The organism is Paraburkholderia megapolitana, assembly GCF_007556815.1.
In the GTDB taxonomy this organism is placed as follows: domain Bacteria; phylum Pseudomonadota; class Gammaproteobacteria; order Burkholderiales; family Burkholderiaceae; genus Paraburkholderia; species Paraburkholderia megapolitana.
On sequence record NZ_CP041743.1, the window covers coordinates 67,682 to 93,811 of the forward strand.

Consider the following 26,130-nt stretch of genomic DNA (forward strand, 5'->3'; position numbering starts at 1 on the left):
ATTGCGCCGCTGCCATGCAGCGCAGGCTCGTGGAGAAGACGACGATGACGATAATGGCAATTGACGGCGGTGGCCGGGTATACGAACCGCAGCCTTCGAATCAGAACAAACCGGCTGCCGCAGCTCCCACGCCGGCACCGGCCCCAACTGCACAGCAACAGGCGCTTGCGGCGGCCAAAGCCGAGACCGCGGCGTTGTTGCAGCAGGCCGAGCAGGCCATGACGACGCTGCGGCAAATGCAGGACAAGGGTGCGAAACAGTCCGACATCGACGCTCAGGTCCAGAAAGCGGGCCTTGCCTGGGGTGCCGTGCAGGCCGCAGCCGAGAACCAGATGCGCATCACGATCGACGGCGGCGGCGACGCAAAGAAAGCGCTGGCAACGGCGAGCGCGGACCTGCAGGCGCTGGCGCCGAACGATCAGATGCTCAACTACGTCGTGACGAACGCGCAGCAGACTGTCGCGCCCGAGACGCCCACGCAACGCGCCACCAATGAACAGGCCTTTCAATTCGCCGAAGCGGTACAGCAGGACCCGACGGCCGGTTCCAGCGCCACGATAACGCCGACGGAGCAGAAAGCGTCCGACGGTCTGCATGCCGCGCTGCTGCATGAATTCAATGTGCAGGCCGCAACCTTGCGACTGAACGACGCGAAAGCCGACTACGCTGCATGGCTACACGAACCAGGACCTATCCGGCGCGCCGAGGAACGCGACGTAGACGACGAACTGGGACAGGCGCAATCGCAATACGACCAGGTGATGGCCGGCAACGACAAGGCGCTGACCTATGTGACACCCGACGAGCAAACGCAGGCGACTGCGCTCGTCACGGCTGCGCATCAGCACGACTGGTTCGCGAGCCCGACTGACGACGGCAATGGCGGCACGCAGCCCAGCATGATCGCTACGGTTGCTGCGCAAAGCCAGTTGCAGCGCGACGTTGCCAACGTCAATCCCGACGACCCGACGCTCTCGCCGCAGATGAAACAGCTCGCACAGACCGATCCGGTCACCTTCGCGCTGCTACAGGAAACCGGACAGACCGTCGATCCGAATGCGCCGGGCCTCTCGAAGCAGGAGCAAACGCTCGCGCAGCAAAATCCGCTGGCGGAAGCGTTCGTCAAGCTGACAGGGGTCGATGTCGATCCGAAGCATATGACGAAGGCGCAGCAGTCACAGTTCAACCAGGGCATATTCCAGTACGCGATAACCAACGCTGACAAGAAAAGCCCCCACTACGCCCTGATACAGACACTGATGGCCGTAGCGCCGACCGTGCGCCTGCAATACACGCAGGACACAGTCAACGCGTTGATGAAAGACCCGAGCCACAATGCGAGCGCCGCGCTTGCGGTACTGAACGCCAACATGGACGCGACGTTCTCGACCAGCGAACGCGAGGCGATGTGGAATCAGGTCGGCGCCCCGCACTTCAACGATCAGTTCATCCAGTCGCAGATCGCCCCATTGATCGCGACGCCGGACCGGACCGCGAACGACCCCGACAGCGTGCGCGCACGCAACGACAACACGATGAACGCCGACAAGATCGGCAAATGGATGCAAGGCATTCTGACGAATGCGCCGCCTGAATTCGCGGGCGTGATGCTCAACAGTGTCGAGCACGATTTCAACGACAACTGGACGGAATCGAACACCGGGACGCCCGCCCTTCAGCAGGGTGTGGAGTTCTACAAGGGCCTGAGCCAGGCGGTGGGACTTGCCGACCAGCAGCCGACTGCGGACGGCAAACCCCTGCACCTGGAAAACAGCGTCGCAGCGTGGCTGCTCGATCCGAAAAGCAACGCGCAGTCGATGATCAACATGCTGCGCGGCAACAGCACGAGCTACGGTTTCGACAGCATTCGCCAGACGGTCGGCGGTGGCTTCGACCCGAAACTGTCGCAGGCGTTGCTCAACCAGATGGAAACCAGTCCGCGTTATCAGAGCAACTTCGCGATCGATTTCCAGATGATGCTCACGCAGGGCCTGAGCAAGGCGCAGAAGGCGCAGAACAGCGTGTATGCCAATGCGAGCTACAACCTGTTCCAGTCGATGAAGCCGGCACAAACGCTGCAGCCGTACTTCAATGACTTCAAGGCGAACTACGACAACAAGGCGCATCAATTCACCGCTGGTTCGAATCAGCTCACCAATTTCATCGGCACCGGGCTCGCCATGCAGCCCGACGATCCGGCCAACGTGCCAACCGATGCGAACGACAACCCGTCGATGGGCATGCTCGAACAGATGATCATCGACAACGCACCGGCCCCCGACGGCAATGGGCCGATCAATAGCGCCTCGCTGTACAAGCAGAACCAGGCGGCCACCTCGATGATCAACACGGTGACCAGCGAAATCCAGAAGTATGGTGGCGATCATCCAGTTGTGACGCTGGTACCGACCTACTATGTGTCGCAGGATTCGGGCGCCAGTCCAAGCGCGCTGTTCAAGGTGCAGAACAAGGACGACCCGAGCAAATTCACCTATATCGACGACCGCGGCTGGGAATACAACGACCTGAGCGACTACCAGCACAACAATGCCCTGTCCGATGGCGGCACGTTGTATGTGCCCGACAATCTGAGCATGAGTCCGTCGGCCAAGGGGGCCGTGCAGTATCAACCGGTGGCCGCACACATCACAACCGGCTGGCAGCGTGTCGAGACGGTGCTCGAGTTCGGTGTCGGCATCCTGGCTACGGCTGCCGGAGTGGTGCTGGTCGTGAGCGGCGTCGGGAGCCCTCTGGCCATTGCGGCGTGGGCCGTGACCGGCAGCGCCATGGGGTTCGGCGCGTACACGTCGATCAGCGATCTGAATAACCTGAGCGCTCACGGACAATCCACAGGCTTCGGCAATGCGCAGGCGCGAGGCGACTGGATCAGCCTGATCGGCACGGGCGCCGGTGTGGTCAGCGGCGGTTTCGGCGCTGCGAGCAAGATGCTGACCGATAGCGCGGGGCTGTTGCGTTCGCTGGACGCGGCGTCGACGTCGCTCGGCAACGACGCGAGTTTCGTCAACGATGCGAATGCGTTCCAAAGCGTAGCGGACCTGAGTGGAACGGCGTCCAAAGTAACGGGTTTTATCGGTGCCGGCTCGGGGATCGACCTCAGCGGCGAGCAGGGCATTTCATTGCTGAAGAACTGGGATTCGATGTCGGCCTCCGAGCGCGGCCAGGCGTTGTTCAGTTTCGGCCTTGGCGCGGTGCAGTTCGGTGCCAGCTTGCCAATCGCGGAAGCCCCGATCAGCAAGATGTTCGGCGGGCCCGAGCAACCCGCCGTGGTACCGCAGGCGCCGTTTTCGAATCTCGATCTGAGTGCGGAACTCGAATCGGCTGAACCGTTCGGCTCAAACGTCATCGCAAACCAGCAGCGCGCAGCCGACGACTTCGGCGATCCGCGCAGTACCGACGACGGCGACGATCTCTCGCTGGATGGCAAGAAGGCGACGGGAGACGACTCCTTCGATGTCGAGGCGAACCGGCAAGCCGCGCAGCAGCAACGTGGCCCGCTCGCCGATCTGGCAACCGATGACGGCAACCTCCCCGGCGCTACGGACGACGCGCCTCCCGAGAGCGTGGTACGCGCAGCGGCCACTGCGGGCGCGGTGCCGGATGAGGAACCTTTGCCCGCAACCGCGGCCGCGCCCGCAGGTCCGCAACGGGCCTCGTGGGCGATACCGCCGGAAGTCGCCGATGACGCACCGCTGCTGCAAATGGTGGTCGACTCAGCGATCGCGGGCGGCAGTGGGCTCGACGGTGTCGAGTACTACATCTACGCGCTGCGCGACGAAGCACGCGACGGCGTGCTCGAGCCGGAAAAACACGGTTTGCCGGCGACCAGGCCGGGCAACCTGCTAGAAGATATGGAGGCGGCGAAGAACGATGCGGCGCGCGCGGCGCAGAAAGTCGCAGACGAAGCTGTGCCGGCCAATGAGGAGCCCGCTGCGCAGAAAGGCGCAAGCGCACCCGATACCATCGCAGACGATGCACCGACCTTGAAGGTAACGCGCTATACGAATCTTTACGACGTGGATCTGGTCGGCCTGAAAGGTGCGCTTGACGGGCGCTACGGCGTCGCGCTGGTCGATACCCATGCACTTGAACCGGATGGCTCTGCAAGCCCAGAGGCGATTGTCGGCCGCTACGTGCTCAGCGACAGCGGAGTCGGAAAGCGACTGAATCTCGAGATGAACCCTGCGTTCGACCACGAACTGCGGGTCCTCTACCCACGCAATTTCGAGCCTGGCAAACCGTTGATCCGCGGGGAAAACGGCCGCCGTATCGACGCGATCAACGAGTTGCAGGGACATCAGGAAACGCAGTGGGCCGCGTACCCGCGCCGCGAGGCGGACCTCACGGTTTACTCGGACAATCCGCGCCAGCCGGAGAACCGGTTGCCCAATGGCGAGCGGCCGGTATTGCCGGTGCCGCCCGGTCATTTCGCGGTGTATGCGCACGCATGGACCGACGCGTTTGCCGATTCGACCGGCGCCGCTTTCGGCGCGGAAGATATGGCGGCACGCATCCGCGCCGCCGGCTGGGACGGCGAATCTCCCGTGATCCTGTATTCGTGCGGTGCGGGCATGCGCGCGAGTCCGCTGGCACAGCTCCTTGCCAGCGTTCTGGGCGTCGACGTGTACGGGGCAACTGGATTTGTCGCATTCCGTACATCACGCGAGAGCGGTTTTACGACTCGCATCGAGATCGAGCCCCATGCCTACGGCAGGGATGGCGTACCCGATACTTCGGTGTTGAACGGAGCGCGCGTGGTTCGCTTCATGCCAGGACTGAAGGTCATTGGCCAGGACGATCATCCGATCGACTGGAGCAGCATCGCCCCGCGTGCCGTCGATCAGACCTGGGACAGCGTTACCCCGCGCTCGCAGCAGCAGGCGCGTGCTCCACTCGGCGTTTATCTGTGGAACGTGCTGACCGGCGGCGGCAAAATCCTCACGCCGGAGAGCGGCACGCCTGCCACCGCGCAAGAAATGGCCGCGGCCTTCAACGCGCCGAAGCAAAGTACCTATGCAGGCGGTCGCGCCATCGCACTCGACGGTCCGGGCAGCGGCGCCGACCCGGCGTTGTTGCAGGAATTCGCCGATCTGATGCGCGCGCCTGTCTACGGGCGACGTGGCGCAACCGACGCCGACGGCTGGACGAGGGCCGACCCGCAGTCGCTGCAACGCGTGACACCGGTGCGGCAGGCGCTCGACGATGGTGGCGAGACGGCAGGCGATACGCGTCCGCCCGCCCCGCTTCCCGTTGAGGGCGAGCCCGGCCAGAACCGGCTCGCCTCCCCTACGCCCGCCGACAATCCACAGGACGCACAAGGCCCTGCCGTCGATCCGCACAACGCGCTGGAACCGTTCGTCTTCGAACCCGATGGCATCACCACAGCGGCAGAACGGGAACAGATCGAAGCCGAAAACGAGGAGCCGCGAACGCAGAAGACCCATCAAAAAGGCAGCAGTGCGTATACGCGCCGCGATCTGCTGGGCGACCGCACCGGCGTCGTCTCGACTCTCGCCAACGGCCGCAAACCCATCGTGCAAGTCGGTTTTCACGATGTAACCGGCCTCAAGGCAAGCCAGCACCCCGACTTCCTGCGACCGGCAGACACGCTGCTGGTGCCGCCTGCCGACGTGCTGCATGAAGTCGGCAGCAACGGCGTGATGTCGCCACCCGGTCATCACGTCATCTTCGGTCACGGCATCTCGCCCGAAACAATGCAGGGTCCCGACGGCCAGCCGATCAGCGTCGACGAAGTCGCCGCGCAAGTCGCCCCGCGTCTCGCCGACGGGCAGGAGGTCACGCTGTACTCCTGCTATGCGGGTTCGAACAAGAGCGATCCATTACGGACGGCCGGCACGCAATATGAAGCACCGGACGCTCAGGTGTTCGCGCAGTCGCTGGCGCAGCGCCTCGCGGAGGCGAACGGACGGCGCACGACGGTGTGGGCACCGCCGGACATTCTGATGGTGGGGCATGACGGCACGGCAACGGTCGAGATTACGAGGCTGCTCACGGCCGAACGCACCGGCACCGGCGTGCCGATGAAAGCGTTCTATGGCGATCCGGCGTGGGCGCGCGGCGCTACGCACCCGGGTGCCGGTCCAGATACGACATACCGCGCCGGGAACGATGCGGCTGCGGCACAAACGACGCAAACGACCCAAACGTCGGAGGCACCCCAGCAGCCACCGACGCCGCAAGTGCGCAACCTGCCGCTCAGCGATCCGCATTTCAATTTTTCGCGCCTCGGCGACAACACGTTCGAGTCCGTGGCGCTCGAACCGGATTTCGCCAGCGCGTTGAAAGACCGGCCCGGCGTGCTTGGCGAGGTTGCTCGCGTGACGCGTCCGGGCGGCACGGTGAGCCTCGATCGGCCGAGCGGATTTCTCGATGAACCCGATCCGCATGCAGTGATTGAAGCGACGCTGCAAGCGTTCGTCGATGGCGGTTTGACCAACCCGCGCGCGATGTTCATGACCGGACCGGACACGGGCATCGATCTCGCCGCACCGGGCGTCGACATCGGGCAGTTCGATCCGGAAGCCGGTTATTTCCGCTTCAGTGCGCAGGTAGGCGATGACGCGAGCGTTGCGCAGAATGCACCGGCCAGTGCATTCACGGACCTGCCAGAGAACGACGGATCGTTGCGTCACGTACTCGATCCGGACGCGGTAGAGCGCAATCTCGACGACGCGATAGATCGTTCGCCGTTTCGCGACGTGTCGTGGCACGAGTCCGCCGACGAACTGCCTGAGCTGGGCGTGCATCGGTTCGTGCTGCAGGACAGCTTCGCCGACGAGCGCGGCATTCACCCGGGCGCATCCATCGCGCTACCGTTCACCGACCCGAGCGAGACCACGCGCGCGCTCGCGCAGGACGTCGCGAGCGTCACCGGTGTGCATGTGTTCGCGACGCGTCCGGATGCCCCGACCGAATGGGAGATCTTCACGCCCCAGTCGATGCACGGCAATTTCGAAGGTCCGATCGAATTCGATGCGGCAAGCGGCACGTTCCATGTCGTCGGCGAAGACGGTTCGCACAGGCCCATCGTGCCCGAGGATCATCTCGGCTCGCTGCGCGGCATGGGGGTATTCAAAACGGCGATCCAGTTCGGCAACAAGACACTGATCATCTATCGCGACATCCCGACGATGCCCGGCGAGGGTGTCCATTTCGAGCGAGACGTCCCGGCCGACATGATCGCGACGACGCGTCAGCTCGAAGCACTCGGCGCGCCGCATTTCGCGAAGATCGACGGTGTGACGCAGATCTTCGGACTCGATGCCCTCGTGATGGATTCGTATCGTTCCGCAGACCGGGAATTCATGAAAGCCGGGGACATCGGGATACGGACGCATACGTCGGTCTTCGACACAACGCTGCTCAACGAGCGCAGCATCGAGAGTCTCACCGCGACGAAGAACTGGCTCGTCGACCAGCAGGTCGAGATCAAGGACCTGCAATTCCTGGTTCGTGCCGACGGGACCTTCGACATCGCCGACGTCGAAAAAATCGTCCCCGACACGCCGCCGGAAGAATCGACCCTGCGGAAGATCGACCACTACATCGCGCTTGCCCAGGCACGGCTCGCGCGCTCGACCGTCGGCGAGGATGCGCTCGCGCAGGCTTTCGAGACGCGACAACAGGAAGCACCGCCCGACTACACGTTCGTCTCCACTCAAGCGCTGCCCGACGTATCGTCATTTGTATCGCTGCAGCCGCACGAGCGCTTCGCCGCACTGCTCGAAGCGAACCTCGATGCCGTACGCAACGGTCCGGCCGTGCCGATGCACCGGCTCTCCGAGCTGGGCTATAACACGGCGTCGAAGCTCTACTTCGATATGCCCGGTGGCAAGATCGTCAAACCGGCTGGCGCCGACATGTACGTCGCGCAAATCACGGATCCCGCAACCGGCGCCACGTCGTTGCAGTTGATCGCCAGCGACGCGTCCGGAGGACCGCAAGGCTACGAGGCCGTAGACGGCAACGGCTTGCGCGCAGTCGGCTTCGGCGAGCACGGACCATTGTGGCCGATGACTCACCAGGTCAACCCCGCCGCGGGTCTGGACGACGACACGTCGCATACGCTCGCGTCCGGGACGCCCGTACCGGCCGTCACACCGGGGCAGGAACGCGCCGCAAACCAGCTCGACAGCCACGGTCTGCGCACACTGCGCCGTATCGACGGCACGCAGACAGCCAAGCTGCGCTCACTCGCAACCAAGGCAGGCCCCGGCGCGTACATTCTCGTGAAGATGCACGACGCAGCGCCCACCGTGGGTGCCGCCCATCCGCAGCCCAAATTCATCGCCACGCTCGCAACCGATCGGTACAGTGAACTGGGCGACCCACAGCCGTTGCCCGGCGAAGCCATGCCGCCGTCGCTGCGGAAGGCTCTGGAGAGCGACAATGCGGCCGGTCGCACGGCGCGCGCTGACTACGACTTCTACGTGTCGCCTGTACCTGCTGAAGAGCTCGCGCGGTTCGGCGGTGCGTCGAAGATCGCGACGGCGAATGGCGAGCAGTCGTGGGCAGTGGAACCCTCGAACGCCAGGATCGACTCGTCGATCGTCAAGCATATCGATGCACTCGACAACGCACCGTCGTTCAAGCGTCCGCAGCGCGCAGCGGCAACTGCCGGGACGAATCAGTCCGTCTACGCGGTAGACGTCAAAACCGGCGAGGTGCTCGGCTACGCGGTACGTCAGCCCGACGGTACGTGGAAGTACCACGAAATAACTTCGCAGGCGGATACGGAGATCACATCGAACGATCTGCAAAGCGTATTTCGCCGCCGCAAGGCCGGGATTTCTTACGGGCCAGCAGGCAAGCGCGGTGTCAGATTTTTCGTGAGCAAGCTCAGCATCGATGACGTGTCGCGCGTCGGAGGTTTTCCGGCCGCCGAAGACAGCAGCGTGGCCAAGGCTGCGGGACGACCGCGCCGCAAGGCCGGCGATGTTGCGCAGGTGGGGATAGGACGGGCCAGCGAGATCGCGAGCAAGGGGCTTGCGAAACTACCGGGCGAGCACAACACGAAGGAACCGGACAGCGGGAATCCGCTCGTAGAACTCCACCTGTTGCCAGCGCCGGGTGAGCCACTGAGCGCGATCGATTACAGCGGCCAGAACACGATGCATCTGTTCCGCCTGATCGATATGAACGCACTCGACGACACGCACCATATCTTCGTGTACAACACCGACAAGCCGCTCGTCGACGTGCTTCACCAGGATCCGCTCGGCATCATCGCGATGCGCGACGGCAAGGCGCGCTGGTTCTCCACCCGCAATCAGGTGCGCGATCCCAACGAGCCCGGTCGGCCGCCCGATGCAATGCCGGTGGGCGACGGTCCTCACGGCGCGAACGTGCACTTTCTGCTCACGCAGCTCAAGCCGGGCGAGTTCTCCAGACACGTAGACTCAACCCAACTCGCCACGGCAATCGCGCAAAAAGACGCGGCCGACGAATGGTTGCAGAAAGTCAGCAGCAATGGGTCTACGGCGTCGAAGGACATCGTGGACACTGCCACGGAACACTACGAGCAGGCGAGCCTGCTGGCCGACAAACTGACCCAGCACGTGCAACGGAAGTTCGGCCCCGACGCCATACCCGAGCCGCTGACAATCGAGCCTTACCAACCGTCGCTGCCCTCCACCACCGAGACCGAGTCGATCCAGCGTTACGGTAAAGCAGATCTGCAAGAGTGGCTTCCCACCATCGGCCACGTCGAGGTGCTCAATGAGCACAGCGGCAGATCGAACGTCTACCAGCTCGAGTTCGCCGGCGATCCACAGGCGATGATGGTCGACGCGGTCCTGTCGAAGGATCTCGGTGGCAAGCTCTGGGTGGCACGCGAAGTCTCGAGCACACCGTCGCGTAATGCACCGATCCCGAACCGCACGCTCTCACGCCGTTACAGCGTCGCGCAGGTCGTAGACAAGCGGATGACGCAAAGCTACGTTCGCGCGAAGCCGGAATTGCAGGATCGCGTCGTGCCGATGTCGCGCGCCTTCACCTTGCGCGACGATCCCAGCCTGATGACCGCGCAGATCGAGCGACACGGCGGCGCGATGCCGGTCGTGACGCTGGTGGTCGACCCCTATTCGCTCGCCGCGGCGCTCGGCAAGCAGCAGGATCCCGAGTTCCTGCGCCAGGTGAAAGCCCTCGGCGACCCGAGCACCGCTACGTTCGACGCGCAACAAGGGATCATCAAGGCAGCTGATCCGGGCAAGCCGCAGCTCGCACTCGACGATCTACAACATCTGCACAAATGGCTCGACGAAGCGTCGAAAACGGGCTTCGCGATCCGCCTGGAAGTCGGCCCGTCGCGCGCGCTCGTGTCGAAGGACGATCATCGCTTCGTCGCCGGCACCAACAACCGCTACGACACCTATGTGCGTACGGCCGGCACGCTCGAACGATGGGCGAACGACCATCCCGACAGTCCCGCACCACAGGTGATGGTGACCCTCCCCGGCTGGGACTCCGTGCTGGAGTCCGTACCGGGTGCAGGACACGCGCGACTGCTGGACGCGATGCTCGATCGCCCCGCGCTGGACTGGGTCCACGTCGGCCTGTCGTACGGCACGCACGGTGCGGACTTTATCGGCAATCAGGATCTGACGACCACACTCGCACAATGGATCGTCGATCATCGCGATCCCGACGACCCCCAGATCGCACGACTGCACGGTGCCGACGCGCTGACACGCGTATTCGACAGGGTGAGCCCGCAGCGGCTCGTCAACCAGCACCAGTTGCTGTTCAACGAAGTCGAGCGGATCGGGCGTAACGCCGGCATGACGGGAGAGCAACTCGGCGCGTTGCGCACACGTCTTTACGAGGGCAATACGACCGCGTTCCTGAATCGCGCGCGCAAGGCGACGATCGAGTATGCGTCGCCGGCCTGGAACGACAGCACCAATCCGCCGCGCAATCGCACGGAAGAACTGGCACGCGACGTGGCGAAGCGCTGGATGACCGACATCGGCGCCCAGGTCAACGCGACGCCGACCATCACCCAGTCGAGCGGATCCGTCGATCCGTACGCGCACTGGGAGAACATCGTTGCCGACCCGGCACTGCGCAACGACGACAGCAAGACGAGCGCCACGAACCGCAAGATTGCGTCGCAACTCGGCGCGGACCCCATTCCTGTCAAAGACCAGGCAGCAGCCGAACTGACGGCGCTGGGCGTGCAACCTGCGGTCAGGAGTTCGCGCGGTCGAAAGCAGTCGGGTGCGCTCGTCGGTGGAGTCGCCGGTACGGGGACGCTCGCGTTCGCCGACAAGCTATTCAACGGTGGGCGCCTGCTGAGCGGCGAAGGTCTGCGTCATTTCACCTCCTCGACGTTCGTCGGCACCCGTGCGGCGCGCGTGTTCCAGGCCTTGCATCAGGGGGCCATCGCCAGTCTGAAGAGCGGCGACCCCGACGTGTTCGACACCGTGGTGGACCGGCTGGAGCGCGGGTTAAGTTCGCAACTGAAGGCGAACGGCTTCGACGCTGCACGGAAAAAGCAACTTTCGCAGATCGCGTGGGAAGGCAAATTCAATGCCGCGAACCTGCGCGCCGATGTCGAAACCGGCTCGCTCACATTCAGCGAAGCCTCGGCGCGCACGCGGGTCATCGCCGCAGATCTGCTCGCGCAGATGCAAGGCGTGGTGGGTGGCAGTTCGCTCAAGCAGTTGCACCACGGCAGCCCTAACCATTCGATTGGACTGTTCGGCCGCGGCGTCGCTGTGGTCGGTTACACCGGCACGATTGCACTGAACGTGTCGTCGTTTGTCTCGCACCCTGAGCTGTCGTCGGCGTTGACGGCAATCGGTGCGTCGCTGTCCGGGACTTATACGGGTCTCGTGTACCTCGGCGGCGCACGCGGCATCAATGCCGAGAATCGCAGCCGTTTTCTGCGCTTTACCAGCCGGACCAGCGACTGGGTGACTGCGGCAGCAGGCACCACGAGCGCAGCCGCCGAAGCCAGCGGACACCCCGTACTCGCGGCCGCGGGCTTTGCCTCGTCGTCGATTCTCGTCGCAGGGCGCCTGCACACGGACTTGCCGAACGCAACGAAGTGGATGGACCGCTATCAGACGACGCTCCTGTTGCTGCCGGTCGGCATTTTCCTCGGCACGACGATTTCGAGCTACCTGTCCAGCAACGGCTCGAGCCCGAGCGGCACGGGGCCTAACCCGGCACATCCCGCTGGACAACCCACGGGTCTGCCCAACACGCTGCCATTGCCTCCCACCCCGACGCCAACGCCATCGATGACGACGCCCACGCCCACTCCTGCGCCTCACTCGACACCTACCCCAGCGCCGTCGAATCCGCCGCAGACGTATACGGTGAAAAACGGCGATTCGTTGTGGAGCATCGCCGAAAGTCACCGTCCGTCGTTGCTGGATGCGGCGCACCTTTCCGCGGCCGAGCAAACGAAAACGCCGACCGATACACAGGAAGTGCTGGCATTCGACGAAATCCTGCAACTCAATCCGCAGATCAGGAAGGATCCGGCGCTGATCTATCCCGAGCAGAAGATCATCATCGGCTGAGGGGCGTGGGCCCGGGCTACGCGCCCCGGGCCGCTCTACACCGCGCCCATTGCCCACTTCAGCAACCGCGCCACTTCTTCGAAGTGGCGCTGCCCGATCGTGGCGTTCTCGGGCGTCGCTTCATACAACGCTTCGGCGAGCCCGGTGTTCGCCAGCGTCGGGCGCAATCCGGTTTGCGCGAGTTTGACGATCCGCTGCGCCACCTCGCCTTCGCCGCGCGCGAGCACCCACGGCAAGGTACCCGGGCCGCCATAAAACAACGCGACCGCGACGCGCGACGAATACACCACCACCGACGTATAGCCGATCCGGTCGCTCAAGGTGGCGAGCTGCATTTCCATCGCAATCATCCGTCGCCGCGACTGCACATGCGGATCCCCCTCGCTCTCCTTATATTCCCGCCGCACCTCCTCGATCGACATCTTCATCTTCTGACTGAACTCGAAGCGCTGATGCACGATGTCGATCAGCGCCATCACGATAAATACGAGCGCGGCCCAGCCGAACAACATCAGCAGCAGATGCACGATGAGCGCGAGAATCGACAGCGGTTGCGTAAAACCGGACTGCACGGCCGGGTCCAGCGACGCATAGATCAACCAGCCGAGCGTCGCCCCAAGCAGGACCGTCTTCAGCAGCATCTTCGCGAGGTTGACGAGGTTGCGCGTCGACCACAGGTTCTTGAGCCCTTCAGCCGGATTGATGCGTCCAAGCGACGGTACGAGCCGGCTCCACGCCATCACGCCGCCCACCTGGACGAAGCCGGCCAGCACGCCAACCGCGAGGCCGATCCCGATAAACACGAGCGACGGCAGCATCCACATGTGCGCGGCCGTGTCGACCAGCGTCGCGATGCGCGGGCCCGGGTCCGGCGTGCCCACCGCCTCGAACACGAGCCGGAACAGCGCCTGAACGTGCGCGAAAATTTGCGCGAGACCGGCCGCAAGCGCCACACACACGCCGACGAATATCGCCGTCGAAATGGTGTCGGCACTCTTGGGAACGTCACCTTTCTGGCGTGCATCGCGCAGCCGTTTCGCGGTCGGTTTCTGGCTCTTTTCCGCCATCGCGAGGTGCCTTCAGTGACCGTGCTGCAGCAGCGCGCGCAGCAACGCGATCATCCCGCTGTCGGGACTCAACAGATCCTGCAGCGACGCGTACACGAGCGGCAGAAACAGCACCATCATCAGCATCGCGAGCGCGCTCTTGAGCGGCTGCGAGAACGTGAAGATGTTCAGTTGCGGTACCGCGCGCCCAACCAGTCCGATACCGGCGTCGACCAGCACGAGCACGATCACGACCGGCGCCGAGAGCTTCACCATCCATACAAACACGGCGTCGGTCTGGCGCAGGATAAACGTCGACAACACTTCGGAGAAATTCGGCAGCAGTGTGCCGACCGGCCACCAGGTGTACGACTGGGCGAACACCTGCACGACCATCTGCAGACCGCCCGCCGTCACGAACAGCGCGAGGGCGACAAAGTTCAGGAAGCCCGAGGTCGGGCCGCCCTCATGCCCACCCATCGGGTCGAAGAACGCCGCGTTGCCGCTGCCGGTCTGAAAGTCGATCAGGTAGCCGACCCCCTGGATAGCGAACAGCACCGCGCTCATCGCGCCGGCCAGCATGATACCGATCAGCGCTTCCTTCGCCGCCAGCAGGCACCAGACCAGAAACGGCAGATCGGCGATCTGTGCGGGGTCGATTGCCGGCGCCACGAACGCTGCGATTACCACCGCGAGTCCGTTGCGCACGAGCCCCGTCACGATCTCCTCGTTGAAGACCGGCATGATCAGCATCACCGGCAACAGACGCGGCATGACGAATAGCAGCGGCTTCGCGCCCGCCGCGATGGCAGAAAAATTCTGCGCCTGATCTAGCATCGGGAGTCGGGACGAAAAACGTTGGCGTCAGGATCGGTGTCCGGGTCGGCAGGGTCGGGCTGGGTCGCTTCGGTGGTCTGTATGGGGAACGGCGAGAATCCCTGTAACGCATCCGCATCCGCCGGTGCGAAGCGGCGCACCGCATAGGCATCCGATACTTCGTCGGCGGCGCGTTCGTTGCGTGCACTCAGCGCGCGCTGCGTCGTTTCGCCCACTTTCTCGAGTTTGTCCTCGGCCGCTTTCGCGCGCCGCACCGCGCGCTGCCGCTGCGCAAGCTCCGCTTCGTGGCCGCTGTGTGTCATGTTCGCACGCACCATCGACTCGTTCGCTGTGCCGATTCGCAGGTTCACCGTGCGGGTATCCACCGCGGCTTCCTGCAGTCCCCTCGCCGAGCGGCTCGGTGCATCCTCCGCGACCGCCGCGAGGCGTTGCTGGATCGCCGCCTTCGCCGCGACCTGGTGGTCGAGATGCTGACGTGCGTTGTCGAGCGCACGGCGGCTTTCGGCAGCGATGCCCTGCTGGCGCGCGGCCGCGACCCGGGCGAGCTGGGAGCGTAACGCGCGCACGCGACGCAAGCGGGCGAGCATCTCTTCGATCTCAGACATGGTCGTTCGCGAGGCGTGTGAGGCGCGCGAGCGTCGCATCGAACGACACGTTCTCGGTGGCCAGTTGCGTGCAGAACGCACCGAGCGCGTCGCGCGCACGCAGCGCGAGATCGCCGAGGCGGTCGCTGCCTTCGCGATACTCGCCGATCTGCACGAGTAACTCGATCTCCTGGTATTTCGCGAGCAGTTCGCGCAGTCGCCCGGCCGCGCGCTGGTGCACCGCGTTCGTGACGAGCGGCATCACGCGCGACAGGCTCGCGAGCACGTCGATCGCCGGATAGCGATTCGCCAGCGCGATCTTGCGCGACAGCACGATATGGCCGTCGAGAATCGAGCGGACTTCCTCGGCGATCGGATCGGACTCTTCATCGCCTTCAACCAGCACCGTGTACAACGCGGTAATCGAGCCGCGCTCGCCCTGCCCCGCGCGTTCCAGCAGACGCGGCAGCACCGCGAACGTCGAGGGTGGGAAGCTGCGCCGCGTCGGCGGCTCGCCGCTTGCCAGACCCACCTCGCGCTGGGCACGCGCAAAACGTGTCAGCGAATCGACGAGCAGCAGTACACGTTGCCCCGCATCGCGGAAATGTTCGGCGATCGCGGTCGCGACGAGCGCCGATTTGACCCGCTCCATGGCGGGTCGGTCCGAGGTCGACACAACGAGAATCGAGCGTGCGCGCACTTCGGGCGATAGAGAATGCTCGATGAACTCGCGCACTTCGCGGCCGCGCTCGCCGACCAGGGCGATCACGTTGACATCGGCCTGCGCGCCACGCGCAATCATGCCGAGCAGCGTGCTCTTGCCGACCCCCGATGGCGCGAAGATGCCGACACGCTGCCCTTCGCCTAGCGTCATCAACCCGTCGATCACCTGCACGCCGGTCGCGAACGGTGTGTCGATCATGCGTCGCGCAAGGGGATTGGGTGGCGACTGCTGGGTCGACACCCACGTGGCGCCGCTCACCGGGCCGCGTCCATCGAGCGGCTGACCGAGCCCGTCGAGTACACGGCCGAACAGGCCCTCCCCGACTGGGAACACGTGTTCGCGCCCGGACGGCACGACCGTCGTTTCCGGCGACAACCCGGCCACGTCGCCGAGCGGTGTCAGCAGTGTCGTCTGGCGCGAAAAGCCGACCACTTCCGCGAGCAGCGTCGGCTGGTTGGGCGTGCGCAGCTCGCAGATCTCGCCGAGCCGCGCGCGAATACCCGTCGCGTTGAGGATCTGCCCGACCGCGTGATTGACGCGCCCCTGCACCGACACCGGAGAGAAGAACGCGAGCCCCGCATCGAGATCGCCGACCAGACGCCCGCTGTCGACGAGCGGCTCGTCGTCGGCGCCCGCAGGCGCATCCGCATACGTGCTCATCGCGCCGCTCCCTTCAGCGGCTCGCGACGGATGGCCTGGCGCAGCGCGTCGATCTGCAGGTCGAGACTTGCATCGATACGGCCCGACGGCGTTTCGACAGTACAGGCGCGCGCTTCGAGTTTCGCGTCCTCGACAACGCGGATTTTCTGCGCACGCATCTGCCCGGCGAACGCGCTGGCGAGTGCCTGCTCCATTTCCTCGCGGCGGCCCGGCGCGACATGCACGATCAGGAACGGCTCGTCGCGCACGAGCGGCATGATGCGCGCGAGTGCGGCCTCATAGAGCCGCTGCGTGCCCATCTCGCCGACGATCGCGCGCACCGCCTTGACGACGATCTCCGCCATCGAGTCCTTCATCGACTCCATGGTCTTCGCCGCGGACAACGCCTGGCTATAGGTCTGCGTCGCGTATTCGTGCTGCGCGCGACGCAGTCCTTCCTCGTAGCCGGCCGCGTGGCGCGCGTCGAATTCGCGCTGCGCAGCCGCCACGATGCGCTCGGCTTCCTCGCGCGCAGTCGCAATCACCGCGGATGCGTCGAGCAGCGTCGCGTATTCGCGCTCCTTCAGAACCTTGCGCTCGGACAGCAGCTGCAGGTTGTCGCTCGTAATCAGAAAAGCCAGTCCCATGCCGCAAACCTCTCGGGAATCAGGAACAGAAACAGCAGCTCGCCCAACTGGTCGCGCTGCGCATGATTGAGCAGATAAGGTGCTTCGTCGTCGATCGCGCGATTGAATTTCAGTCGCGCACGACGCTCCACCGGTACACCGGCTACCGCAATGAAATCCGCCAGCAGGCGACCGCCGCGCGCCCGGATCAATGCCGGCAGTGCGGCGGGTTCGTTGCGCCACGGCTCGAGCGTTTCGCCCAGTACGCCGAATTCCGGCGCGCGTTCGAGCGCGAGTTCGAGCGCAGCGGCACCGAACTTCGCCGCGACCTCGGTGCGCACGCGCCGCCCATGCAGTGCCTCGCGCAGCCAGTTCCGGTGCAGCAGCAAGCCTGCGAACGATGCGAGCTGTTCGAGTGCCGCACCCGGTAGCAGCGCGAGCCGCGCGGGCGGTGTCGCAGCGTCGAAGTCGGCACCCACCACGCCGTGCTCGTCGAGCAGATGGCGTGCGATCAGCCTGCGCCCGGCCTCGCCGAAGCGCGCCAGTTCCTGGTACGCAGCGGGCCACGCGGCAGGCACACGCGTGACGTGCAGGTAAGTGTCCGGACGCAGGTTGAACTCGCACACCATCCGGTAGAACGCGGCACGGCGTGGCGCTGCAGGCAGCTCGAGGGCCTGCATCCACGGTGCCGGCGGTGAGCGGTCGGCCGGCGTCATTGCGGCACGTGCCCCGCTCGATACCGCGACAGCACGTTACGCGCCGTCGCGCGCACTGTCGACGACCCGCACGGCGCGTGCACCGTTGCCCGTTGCACCGCTTCCTCCACCGCCTGCTCCGCCATTGCTGCGAGCGCTGCCGAGCAAACCGGCAAGGCCCGCGCCGAACATCCCGCGCCGCGCCGCCGACAGCGCGATCACCGCAAACGTCAGCAGAACCAGCGCGCCGACCAGCCAGCCGAGCGGCGTGCGCAAATGCACGATGTCGTTCAACGCATTGCCGATACCGTTGACGGGTACCGCTTTCTCCGACGCCGGTTGCAGGAACAGCGACACGTTGTCGTACTGCAGCCCTTCGATGCTGTGTGCAACGAGGTCTTTCACCATCGGCGCCATGGCGCGCAGATCGACGCCGGGCCGGTAGCGGATGTAGACCGCCGCCGACGACGGCCTGATCTTGTCCGCGAGCGGATCGTTCTCCGGAATCACCACCTGCACGCGAGCCACCACGACGCCTTCGATGTCCTGCAGCGTGCGCGACAGATCCTGCGATACGCCGTACAGATAGCGCATGCGCTCTTCGGCGGGTGTCGACACCAGCCCCTGCTTCTGGAACAGCTCGCCGATGCTCGCGTAATGCGGGCGCGGCAGACCGTTCGCGTGCAGCACCGTCAGCGCGGAATGCATGTCGTCGTCGGGGACTTCGACGAGCCACGACTGGCGGTCCGAGGCGTCGCGTGCGTCGTTGTCCTTGGTCGCAGAAATGCCGGCATCGGTCAGCACGCCGAGCATCTGGTTCGCCTCGGCTTCGCTCAGGCCCGAGTACAACTCCTGCTGGCAGCCGGCCAGCAGCACGAGCGCACCGACGAGTGCAACGCGCGCCGCATGACTGCGCCAGCGGATCGATCGATGAGCCGTCATTCCTGGTTCTTCAGAATCGAGTGCGTGAGACCGTTGGTCGCCTGGGCGACCGCAAGGCTCAACTGGTATTCGGAGATCGTCGTCGTCGCACTCCACTGAAAGTCCATCGCCTGCGCCATCGACATCAACGGGTCGTTGCCGTTCTGCGTCATCGACGTCAGCATCTCGGTCTGGTGCTTCTGCAGACTCGAGTAGCGCGTGTCGAGGTCGCTGGTGAAACTGCGCAATCGCTCGACGAGCGATGAATGGTTCGCCTCGACGGGCGTCATGCGCACGTCCGTGGATGCGGGTTCGACGGGCTGCGTGGGCTGCGTTTGCGCCGTTGCTGCAACCTGCGCGGCAGGCGCAGCAGCCGGGGCCGTCTGCGCCTGGCTGGCCGGCTGCATCAAGCCGTCGAACTGCCGGACCTGGGCATCATGCTGCACCCCGCCCGTCTGCATGGTCTGCGCGGCGGACTGGGTACTCGCGAGCGCGGCCGCCGACGGCGGTGCGACACCTGAGACAGTCATGATCTGTCCTCCTTGTCTGCTTTACTGCTGCTTTACTGCTGCTCTTGCTGCCGGTTCACTACGACCCCGGGGCAGCCGACCGCTGCGCACGTGCGCAACCCCGCCGCCGATGCGAACCATCGGCGCCGCGGTATTGCACGGCTGCGACAGACGGGCGGCTAGCGCCCGGTGTCAGGAGCGGCCAGCCGAACCGATATGGTCCGCCGCCTGCGACGCGGCTGTTCCTGCGGCCGCCGTTACTGCGCCGGTCGTCTGGAACGTGCTCGTCGAGCTTTGCACCTGGAACTGGATTGCCGTCAGTTGCTCCTGAGCCTGGATCAACTGGTTCGCCTGGTTCTGAACGTCGCCCGTGTTGGTTGAGCCATTGTTCGGAGAAGTTGGGGCTGTCATGTGCTGCTCCTTCGTTCGTTGAGTAACGTTTCAACACCGCGGGGTTCACGGCGCCATGCCGCTTCCCGCTCCGCCTGCCGTCGCACTCGCTGATGGCGAATGCAGCGGCTTACGGTCCGGTTGCGCGCAGTGCCTGATGCGCGGCGCGCGAATACTGTCGTGTCACCTGCTACTGCTACTGCTTCTGTGACGGCGCGCGACTTGCCGCCACCGCGCCACTGGCGGCCGCGGCGAGACCGCTCGCCATTGCGGGGTTCGCTGCGTTTATCGCCGAGCCTGCTACCGCCGCTACTGCCACACCCGCCGATGCCGCCGTGTCCGCGGTTGCCGCACCGGACACCGGCAGCGCAACACCGGCCGCCGCGCCGCGCGCCACCATCGGCGCCGATGCCGATGGTGCATCCGACGCACTCACGGGCGCACCCGCCGAACTGCCACCCAGTGGCATCGTGATCCGGCGTCCCTCGCTATCGAAGACCACTTCGTCCGAACCAATCGACACGACGGTCGGTCCTTCCTTCATCCGCGATCCTTCGAAATAGCGGCTGCCGTCGGCGGTTTCGACGTAGCGCTGGTCGCCGTCGCCCGCAAACACCGTGACGATCTCCGGAATACCTGCCGTGCCACCGAGCATCCCCGCGCGTGCCGCCACGGCGCCCGGTTCGCCGTAATGCACATGATCGACGACTTCGAGCGCCGGTCGCGCGTCCTTCATGTAGTTCTGGATGCGCTGCGCGATCTGCGCATGCGGCGCATCGCCGGTCAGTTCGATCTTGCCGTGCCCGAGATACGACACGGTGAGCGGCGTGTCGCTGAAATAGGTCTGCGCGGTCGCGAGCAGATCGTTCACCACGTACACGGTGCCCAGCGCCGCGTCGTCGACGCCGGCCACGATCTGCGCGACCTTGTCGCGCTCGGCGGCATCTTTCACATAGCCACCGACGATTGCACCGTCGTCGCGCGGCGTGACGCTCAGTTCCGGATACACGCGCAGCGCCTGCTGCAGCCGGTGCACGCGCGCCAGCGGCGATTCGTGCTGCCACGGCAAACTGCCCGACCACGCGACGAGCCCATAACCGAGTGCACCCAACAGCACACCGACCCACAGCGCCGCGAGCACGATCACGAAACGCCGGCTACCGACCCGGCGCATGGCATCGGCGAGCCAGCCCGACCATGCGGAATCGCGATCCGCCGCCGGCTTCTCGCTCTCGGCAGGCAATGCTGCAACGGCCTGCGCATTGCGGGCGATGCCGAGCCGGATCGAGCCGACCGTCACGACGTCGCTTGGCGTCAGCGAACGGCGCCCCGCGCCCAGCGCTTCGTCGTTAAAGAGCACCGGCGCGCTGCCGGCTTCGCCAAAATTCTGTACCGTCACCGCGAGTGCGCCGACCTGCAGACAGACCTGTTTTGCAGCGATCTCGCGGTCCGGCAGGATCACCTCGCAGTCGGCGGCGGTGCCAACCCAGTTCGGGCCGCGCGCCAGCGACATCGTGCGGCCGTACATCGGACCGCTCAGGAAACACAGGTTCCACGGCGACACGGCCGTCTCGCGCAGCTGGGCCGCCGCGCCGCCGTTCAGCGCCGTGTGCGGATCAAGGGTGCTCGTAGCCATGAGCGAGGGTTCCGGTTTGCGTTGCCGCGGCCGGCTGCACAGCGGGCTGCGCCGTGGTTTGCGAAGCTGCCGAAGGCGCGACCGCAGGCGGCCCGAAGCGCGAGCCCGCTTGCGGCTTCGGCGTCAGCGGCACAGCAATATCGTTGTCGGGCGGTCGGTACATCGAGAGACTGTTCGGATCGGCCGCGGCACCGGCCGACGGATTGATCGGCGAGCCATCCGGCGCATACATCGACGCGGTTTCGACGACCCGCGGTGTGAGCAGATAGAAGCGCTCCATGTGCGAGCCGGTCTTGTCGGTGTACCTGAACAGGTTGCCGATCAACGGGATGTCGGACAGCCACGGCACGCCGCTCTTGTTGAGCTGCACCTGGTCGTCGTTGAAGCCGGCGATCAGCAGGCTGCGGCCTTCGTCGATCATCGTCTTGGTGACGATGTTGCGCTGCTGGATGACCGGGATGTTCGACACCGTCTGACCCTGCACGACGTTGCCATCCTGGATGTCGATCGACATCATCACGCTCTCGGGGTCCGCGTCCGCGGCGTGCGTGGCGTTGGCCGCGCCTTCGTCGTCGACGATCATCGGCGTGACCTTGATGCTGGTTCCGGTCGTCACGCTGTACAGCGACGAATCCTGGAAGCCCTGCACCTGCACGTAGAACTGCGTGAGATTCTCGAGAATCGCCTCGGTGTTATCGAGTGCGAGTACCTTCGGCTTCGAATGCAGTTCGGCCTTGCCGGTCTGCGCGAGGGCATTCACGCGCGTCAGCAGATAGTCGCGCAGCGAGCCGCCGATCGACGCAGTCAGCGCGATGCCGGTCGGCGCAAACGTGCCGGTCTGGCCCTGCTCGGTCGTGCCGACGCCGAACGTGAGCGGCGGGTTCCCGGTATTGCCGTACTGCGTGTTGCCGTTCAGCGGATTCTGGCCGTTGCCGATCTGCACGTCGCCATGCGGCGTATGCAGACGCCAGTCGATACCCAGGCTGTCGAGCGATGTGTCGTCGATGTCGATGATCGTCACGTTGATCTCGACGATGCGCGGCCGCACATCCAGTTCGTTGATCAACGACTGATAGCGGTACATGTTCTCCGGCAGGTCGCGCACGAGCACCGCGTTGATCGCCGGATCGGCTTCGATCTGCGGCAGCGTGTCGCCACCGCCCGAGCCACCCGAAAACGGCAGCGGCGGCGTATCCGACGAATTACCCGACGCACCATAGCCGCTGTTGCCCGACGGGCCGCCGGCAATGTCGGGGAATTCGATGCGCGGCACGGAAATCGACACGCCCGAGCCGAGCTTCATCTGCCGCGCCGCTGCGCCGAGCGTCGCGTTGACCGGCGTGTAGTTGTTGCGCGCGTTGTCTTTGCCGTACAGACGCTTGAGCATCGTGGCGACACCGGGAATCACCACTTCCTTGCCCGAGCGGTTCACCGTGAAGTCGGATGCCCAGCCGTATTTCAGCCGGAATGCACGGACGTCCGCGAGCTGACCGTTGGCGGCCGGATTGCCGACCGAACTCACGGCCTGCCGTACCAGTTCGATATAGCGGTGCGGGCCGGACACGTAGATGCTGTTCGAACGGTCGTTGATGACGAGCGAGAAGCGCTTGTCGGTGATCTGCATCGTCTCCAGCGCACGGCTGATCTCGGCCGCCGAGTTAGGCGGAATCGGAATCACCTGGCTTTGCGATTGATCCGCAGGATCGATGTACAGGAACGAGCCGTCGTAGTACCAGGTAAGGCCGTAGGTCGAGCACACGGTGTCGAGCGTTTGTTGCGGCGTGCCCGAGAAGCGGCCGCTGATCGTGCCGTCCACCTTCGGATCGATCACCGCCGTGATCCCCTGCGACGACGCGAGTTCGCGGATAAAGTCCGCAATCTTGCGGTCGTTCGCCACGATCGTGAACGGCCGGTTGCGCCAGCGCAATTCGGCCGCGCGCGCAGACTGCGCCATCGGCGTGAAGAGCGACGCCGACACCAGTGCGGCGGCGAAAAACATCGTGGCGGCGAGCTGGGCCCGTCGTCGGTCGAACTGGAACGTCACTGCGCGTCGACGCATCAAAGCACACCTGTCGAAGAAACGAATAATCGAGTCAGCGCCTGCTGCGCGAAGCGCAGCACCTCGCCCCCCAGCCAACCGGACAACATCACCAGCGCGACCATCACGGCAATCAGCCGCACGGCGATGCCGATGTTCGAGTCCTGCACCTGCGTCACTGCCTGCAGGATCGCCACAATGAGCCCGGTCGCCGTCGCGATCAGCACGATCGGCAGCGACAGCAGCAACACCAGTAACAACGCCTGCTGTGTCAGATCGAGAATCGTCGAGCTCGTCATGACGTTGCATCCGCTTTTGCATTGCGCACGTTCGCCCCGGCGCCCACTGTGCCGTCGTCCGGCGGATTCTTCACCCAGCCCACCGTGTGCAACTGCACGTCCTCTTCGATCTCCTGGTACGACAGCACCGGCAGATCGGGCATCACCGGCTGCAGGATCGACTTCGTATAGCGGCGCGCGCCGAGCGCGATCATCACGGCGAGTCGCGCATTGCCGTGCGGACCGGGCGCCGCGCCCGCCGCGCTGACGACGGCCCGAACCTGTTCGCAGATGTCCTGCTTGACGCTGCTCGGCAGCGCCAGAAAATTGCCCTGCTTCGTGCGCATCACCGCGTTCTCGATGCGTTCCTGCAGGTTCTGTTCGAACAGCACGACGCGCAGTTGCCGCGCCGCACCCGCGTGGCGGTCGGTAATCATCCGGCGCAGGTCGATGCGCACCAGCTCTACCAGCGCGATCACATCGTCGGGCTCGTTCGGCGCCCACGTGATCAGGCTTTCGAAAATCACCCGCAGGTTGCGGATCGGCACCTGTTCGGCAAGCAGGCGCCGCAGCACTTCGGTCACCCGTTGCAGCGGTACGAGCCGGGTCAGCTCGCCGACCAGTTCCGGGTGCTCGCGCCGCGCCAGATGCACGAGCGCCTGGGTTTCCTGAATGCCAATCAGTTCGTCCGCGTGTTGCCGCACGATCTGCTCGATGTGCGCGCCCAGCGCCGCTTCGCTCGTCAGATGCCGGCCTTCCGTCTGCCCTGCCGTGTCCGCTTTCATCCATAGTGCAGTCGCAAACGGTCCGAACGCCTCGGCCGGCTGACGCTCGGCCTGCTCGGGCAGCGGCGACACGCCGTCCCACAGCAACCAGCCCGGCTTCAGCGCACCGTGGGCGGCGAGCACGTCCTGCAGATACACGCGGTACGTACCCTCGGGCGCGTGTTCATCGTCGTTTAGCGTGATGCGCGGAAATACCGTGCCGATGTCCGCGTCGACACGCGCCTTCGCGCTCGACAGCGCGGCCTGCAACTGCGCGAGATTCAGTGCGCTGCGCAGATCCTCCGCGAGCGTCACCGCGATCAGCGACGTGACGCCGGCCACGTGTGCAACGCGCGCTGCCTGCCCTTCGCCCTGCACGCCGTCCACACGACCCGTAACATTGATCAGGTTGAACGACGGCGCGACCGTGCGGCGCTTCATTTGCAGCACCGCTACCGTCGCAAGCGCCGCGGCGATCAGCGCGAACGACCAGATCGGAAAACCTGGCACCACGAGAAATCCGGCCAGCACGAATGCGGCGATCAGCAGCGCGCGTGGGTGAGCACCGAGCTGTTCGCCCAGTTGTTCACCCAACTGGCGCTGGCGTGCATCGCGCGTCGCGACGCGCGTCGTGACGATGCCGGCCGCGATCGATACCAGCAGCGACGGAATCTGCGAGGCCATGCCGTCGCCGACCGTCAGAATGGCGTAACGCTGTAGCGCCTCGCTGATGCTCATGTCGTGCATCAGCGTGCCGACCGCGATGCCCGCGACGATGTTGATAAACGCAATCAACAGGCCGGCAATGGCATCGCCCTTGACGAACTTCATCGCGCCGTCCATCGCGCCGTGCAGTTGCGACTCCTGCTCGAGCTTCTCGCGCCGCTCGCGTGCTTCGTCCGCGCTGATGATGCCCGCGCGTAGATCGGCGTCGATGCTCATCTGCTTGCCCGGCATCGCGTCTAGCGAAAAGCGCGCACCGACTTCCGCGACCCGTTCCGAGCCCTTTGCGATCACGATGAACTGCACGACCGCGATCACCAGAAAGACGACACCGCCCACTACAACGTTGTTGCCGACCACCAGCCGGCCAAACGCATCGATCACATGGCCCGCATTCGCGTGCAGCAGGATCAGCTTGCACGAGGCAATGTTCAGTGCGAGGCGGAACAGCGTGGTGAACAGCAGCAGAGCCGGAAACGACGAGAAGCTCACCGCGGACGGCACGTACGTCGACACCGTGAGCAGCACGATGCTCACCGCGAGATTCAGCGAAATCATCCCGTCGAGCGCCGCCTGCGGCAGTGGCAGGATGAACAGCGCGACGACCGCAACGATGAACGCCGCGAGAAACAGGTCGGCGCGCGGCGAAGCAGTGCGTCGGGCACCGGACACGCTGGCGCCGGCAAAGAACATCCGCCGCCAGTCGCGCGGAAGCGCCTTCAGATCAGCCATCGTTGAGTACCGTCTCCCTATTTCAAACGTAGTTGGCGGCTTTAGCTGTCGACCAGTGTTCGCGCTTTAGCGTTTTAGCGCGTTACTCTCATCTGATGCAAAGCTGTCGCTTTAGCTATGAGCCAAAGTTCGCGCACCGCCTCAGACCCGAGCCAGCACTAAAGCGTGAACTCAGGTCGACGGCTAAGGCACTTACTCCCATCCCATGCAATATGTTTGCGCTCACAACTGTTTGAGTCCGCGCAGCGACACACAGCCCGCTTACGCCGGGCTCGTGCCGCACGCAATGAAGCGGGTATTGCGGGTTATCCAACTTCGATCGAGTGTAGCGGTGCCTTACAACAGATGAAGACGGATGCCTCGTAGCAATTCACGCGCTTTAGCGGGCAACGACACGCGCTACTACGAAACGCACCGCA

At 64.8% G+C, this 26,130-nt stretch carries 14 protein-coding genes; 1 reads left to right on the forward strand and 13 read right to left on the reverse strand.

The window, feature by feature from the left end; translation table 11 throughout:
- Positions 1-44: 44 nt before the first annotated feature.
- Positions 45-12,569 (forward strand): LWXIA domain-containing protein, encoded by a 12,525-nt coding sequence (locus FNZ07_RS00300; RefSeq protein WP_170275643.1) that lies wholly within the window; start codon positions 45-47, stop codon positions 12,567-12,569.
- A 35-nt stretch (positions 12,570-12,604) separates the two neighbouring features.
- On the opposite strand, the gene FNZ07_RS00305 is transcribed toward FNZ07_RS00300, so the two are convergent.
- The 13 genes from FNZ07_RS00305 to sctV form a co-directional block, all read right to left on the reverse strand.
- On the reverse strand, positions 12,605-13,636 hold the full coding sequence (locus tag FNZ07_RS00305; RefSeq protein ID WP_091006937.1) for an EscU/YscU/HrcU family type III secretion system export apparatus switch protein: 1,032 nt from the start codon (positions 13,634-13,636) through the stop codon (positions 12,605-12,607).
- A 12-nt stretch (positions 13,637-13,648) separates the two neighbouring features.
- Complete coding sequence (gene sctT / locus FNZ07_RS00310) at positions 13,649-14,452, reverse strand: type III secretion system export apparatus subunit SctT (protein WP_091006939.1); 804 nt, start codon at positions 14,450-14,452, stop codon at positions 13,649-13,651.
- Entirely contained in the window at positions 14,446-15,057 is a 612-nt protein-coding gene (locus FNZ07_RS00315) for a hypothetical protein (protein ID WP_091006941.1), read from the reverse strand. The genes sctT and FNZ07_RS00315 overlap by 7 nt, the downstream gene beginning before the upstream one ends.
- Positions 15,050-16,420 carry a type III secretion system ATPase SctN gene (sctN, locus tag FNZ07_RS00320; protein WP_091006944.1) on the reverse strand — a complete coding sequence of 457 codons (1,371 nt, stop codon included), beginning with the start codon at positions 16,418-16,420 and terminating at the stop codon, positions 15,050-15,052. The genes FNZ07_RS00315 and sctN overlap by 8 nt, the downstream gene beginning before the upstream one ends.
- On the reverse strand, positions 16,417-17,046 hold the full coding sequence (gene sctL / locus FNZ07_RS00325) for a type III secretion system stator protein SctL (RefSeq protein ID WP_091006946.1): 630 nt from the start codon (positions 17,044-17,046) through the stop codon (positions 16,417-16,419). Before sctL ends, sctN begins: the two co-directional genes overlap by 4 nt.
- Positions 17,028-17,741: a SctK family type III secretion system sorting platform protein gene (locus FNZ07_RS00330; RefSeq protein WP_091006948.1), complete on the reverse strand. Its 714-nt coding sequence runs from the start codon at positions 17,739-17,741 to the stop codon at positions 17,028-17,030. The genes sctL and FNZ07_RS00330 overlap by 19 nt, the downstream gene beginning before the upstream one ends.
- A gap of 36 nt (positions 17,742-17,777) precedes the next feature.
- Positions 17,778-18,662 carry a type III secretion system inner membrane ring lipoprotein SctJ gene (gene sctJ, locus FNZ07_RS00335; protein WP_091006950.1) on the reverse strand — a complete coding sequence of 295 codons (885 nt, stop codon included), beginning with the start codon at positions 18,660-18,662 and terminating at the stop codon, positions 17,778-17,780.
- On the reverse strand, positions 18,659-19,171 hold the full coding sequence (locus FNZ07_RS00340; RefSeq protein ID WP_091006952.1) for a hypothetical protein: 513 nt from the start codon (positions 19,169-19,171) through the stop codon (positions 18,659-18,661). Before FNZ07_RS00340 ends, sctJ begins: the two co-directional genes overlap by 4 nt.
- 171 nt (positions 19,172-19,342) lie before the next feature.
- Positions 19,343-19,561, reverse strand: coding sequence for a hypothetical protein (locus tag FNZ07_RS00345; RefSeq protein ID WP_091006954.1), 219 nt, complete (start codon positions 19,559-19,561; stop codon positions 19,343-19,345).
- Between the two features lie 175 nt (positions 19,562-19,736).
- Complete coding sequence (gene sctD / locus FNZ07_RS00350) at positions 19,737-21,176, reverse strand: type III secretion system inner membrane ring subunit SctD (RefSeq protein ID WP_091006955.1); 1,440 nt, start codon at positions 21,174-21,176, stop codon at positions 19,737-19,739.
- Positions 21,157-23,235, reverse strand: a complete 2,079-nt coding sequence (gene sctC, locus FNZ07_RS00355; RefSeq protein WP_091006956.1) for a type III secretion system outer membrane ring subunit SctC — start codon at positions 23,233-23,235, stop codon at positions 21,157-21,159. The genes sctD and sctC overlap by 20 nt, the downstream gene beginning before the upstream one ends.
- The gene (gene sctS, locus FNZ07_RS00360) at positions 23,235-23,513 is read right to left on the reverse strand and encodes a type III secretion system export apparatus subunit SctS (RefSeq protein ID WP_091006959.1); all 279 of its coding nucleotides are present in this window, start codon (positions 23,511-23,513) and stop codon (positions 23,235-23,237) included. The genes sctC and sctS overlap by 1 nt, the downstream gene beginning before the upstream one ends.
- Positions 23,510-25,711 (reverse strand): type III secretion system export apparatus subunit SctV, encoded by a 2,202-nt coding sequence (gene sctV / locus FNZ07_RS00365; protein WP_091006960.1) that lies wholly within the window; start codon positions 25,709-25,711, stop codon positions 23,510-23,512. Before sctV ends, sctS begins: the two co-directional genes overlap by 4 nt.
- Between the last annotated feature and the right edge of the window lie 419 nt (positions 25,712-26,130).

Bases quoted from the DNA above. Each gene is read 5' to 3' on its own strand.
- FNZ07_RS00300 (WP_170275643.1), top strand. From the start codon at position 45: ATGACGATAATGGCAATTGACGGCGGTGGCCGGGTATACGAACCGCAG.
- sctT (WP_091006939.1), bottom strand. From the start codon at position 14,452: ATGCTAGATCAGGCGCAGAATTTTTCTGCCATCGCGGCGGGCGCGAAG.
- FNZ07_RS00305 (WP_091006937.1), bottom strand. From the start codon at position 13,636: ATGGCGGAAAAGAGCCAGAAACCGACCGCGAAACGGCTGCGCGATGCA.
- sctJ (WP_091006950.1), bottom strand. From the start codon at position 18,662: ATGACGGCTCATCGATCGATCCGCTGGCGCAGTCATGCGGCGCGCGTT.
- sctD (WP_091006955.1), bottom strand. From the start codon at position 21,176: ATGGCTACGAGCACCCTTGATCCGCACACGGCGCTGAACGGCGGCGCG.
- sctN (WP_091006944.1), bottom strand. From the start codon at position 16,420: ATGAGCACGTATGCGGATGCGCCTGCGGGCGCCGACGACGAGCCGCTC.
- sctL (WP_091006946.1), bottom strand. From the start codon at position 17,046: ATGGGACTGGCTTTTCTGATTACGAGCGACAACCTGCAGCTGCTGTCC.
- sctC (WP_091006956.1), bottom strand. From the start codon at position 23,235: ATGCGTCGACGCGCAGTGACGTTCCAGTTCGACCGACGACGGGCCCAG.
- FNZ07_RS00340 (WP_091006952.1), bottom strand. From the start codon at position 19,171: ATGACTGTCTCAGGTGTCGCACCGCCGTCGGCGGCCGCGCTCGCGAGT.
- FNZ07_RS00315 (WP_091006941.1), bottom strand. From the start codon at position 15,057: ATGTCTGAGATCGAAGAGATGCTCGCCCGCTTGCGTCGCGTGCGCGCG.
- sctV (WP_091006960.1), bottom strand. From the start codon at position 25,711: ATGGCTGATCTGAAGGCGCTTCCGCGCGACTGGCGGCGGATGTTCTTT.
- FNZ07_RS00345 (WP_091006954.1), bottom strand. From the start codon at position 19,561: ATGACAGCCCCAACTTCTCCGAACAATGGCTCAACCAACACGGGCGAC.
- FNZ07_RS00330 (WP_091006948.1), bottom strand. From the start codon at position 17,741: ATGACGCCGGCCGACCGCTCACCGCCGGCACCGTGGATGCAGGCCCTC.
- sctS (WP_091006959.1), bottom strand. From the start codon at position 23,513: ATGACGAGCTCGACGATTCTCGATCTGACACAGCAGGCGTTGTTACTG.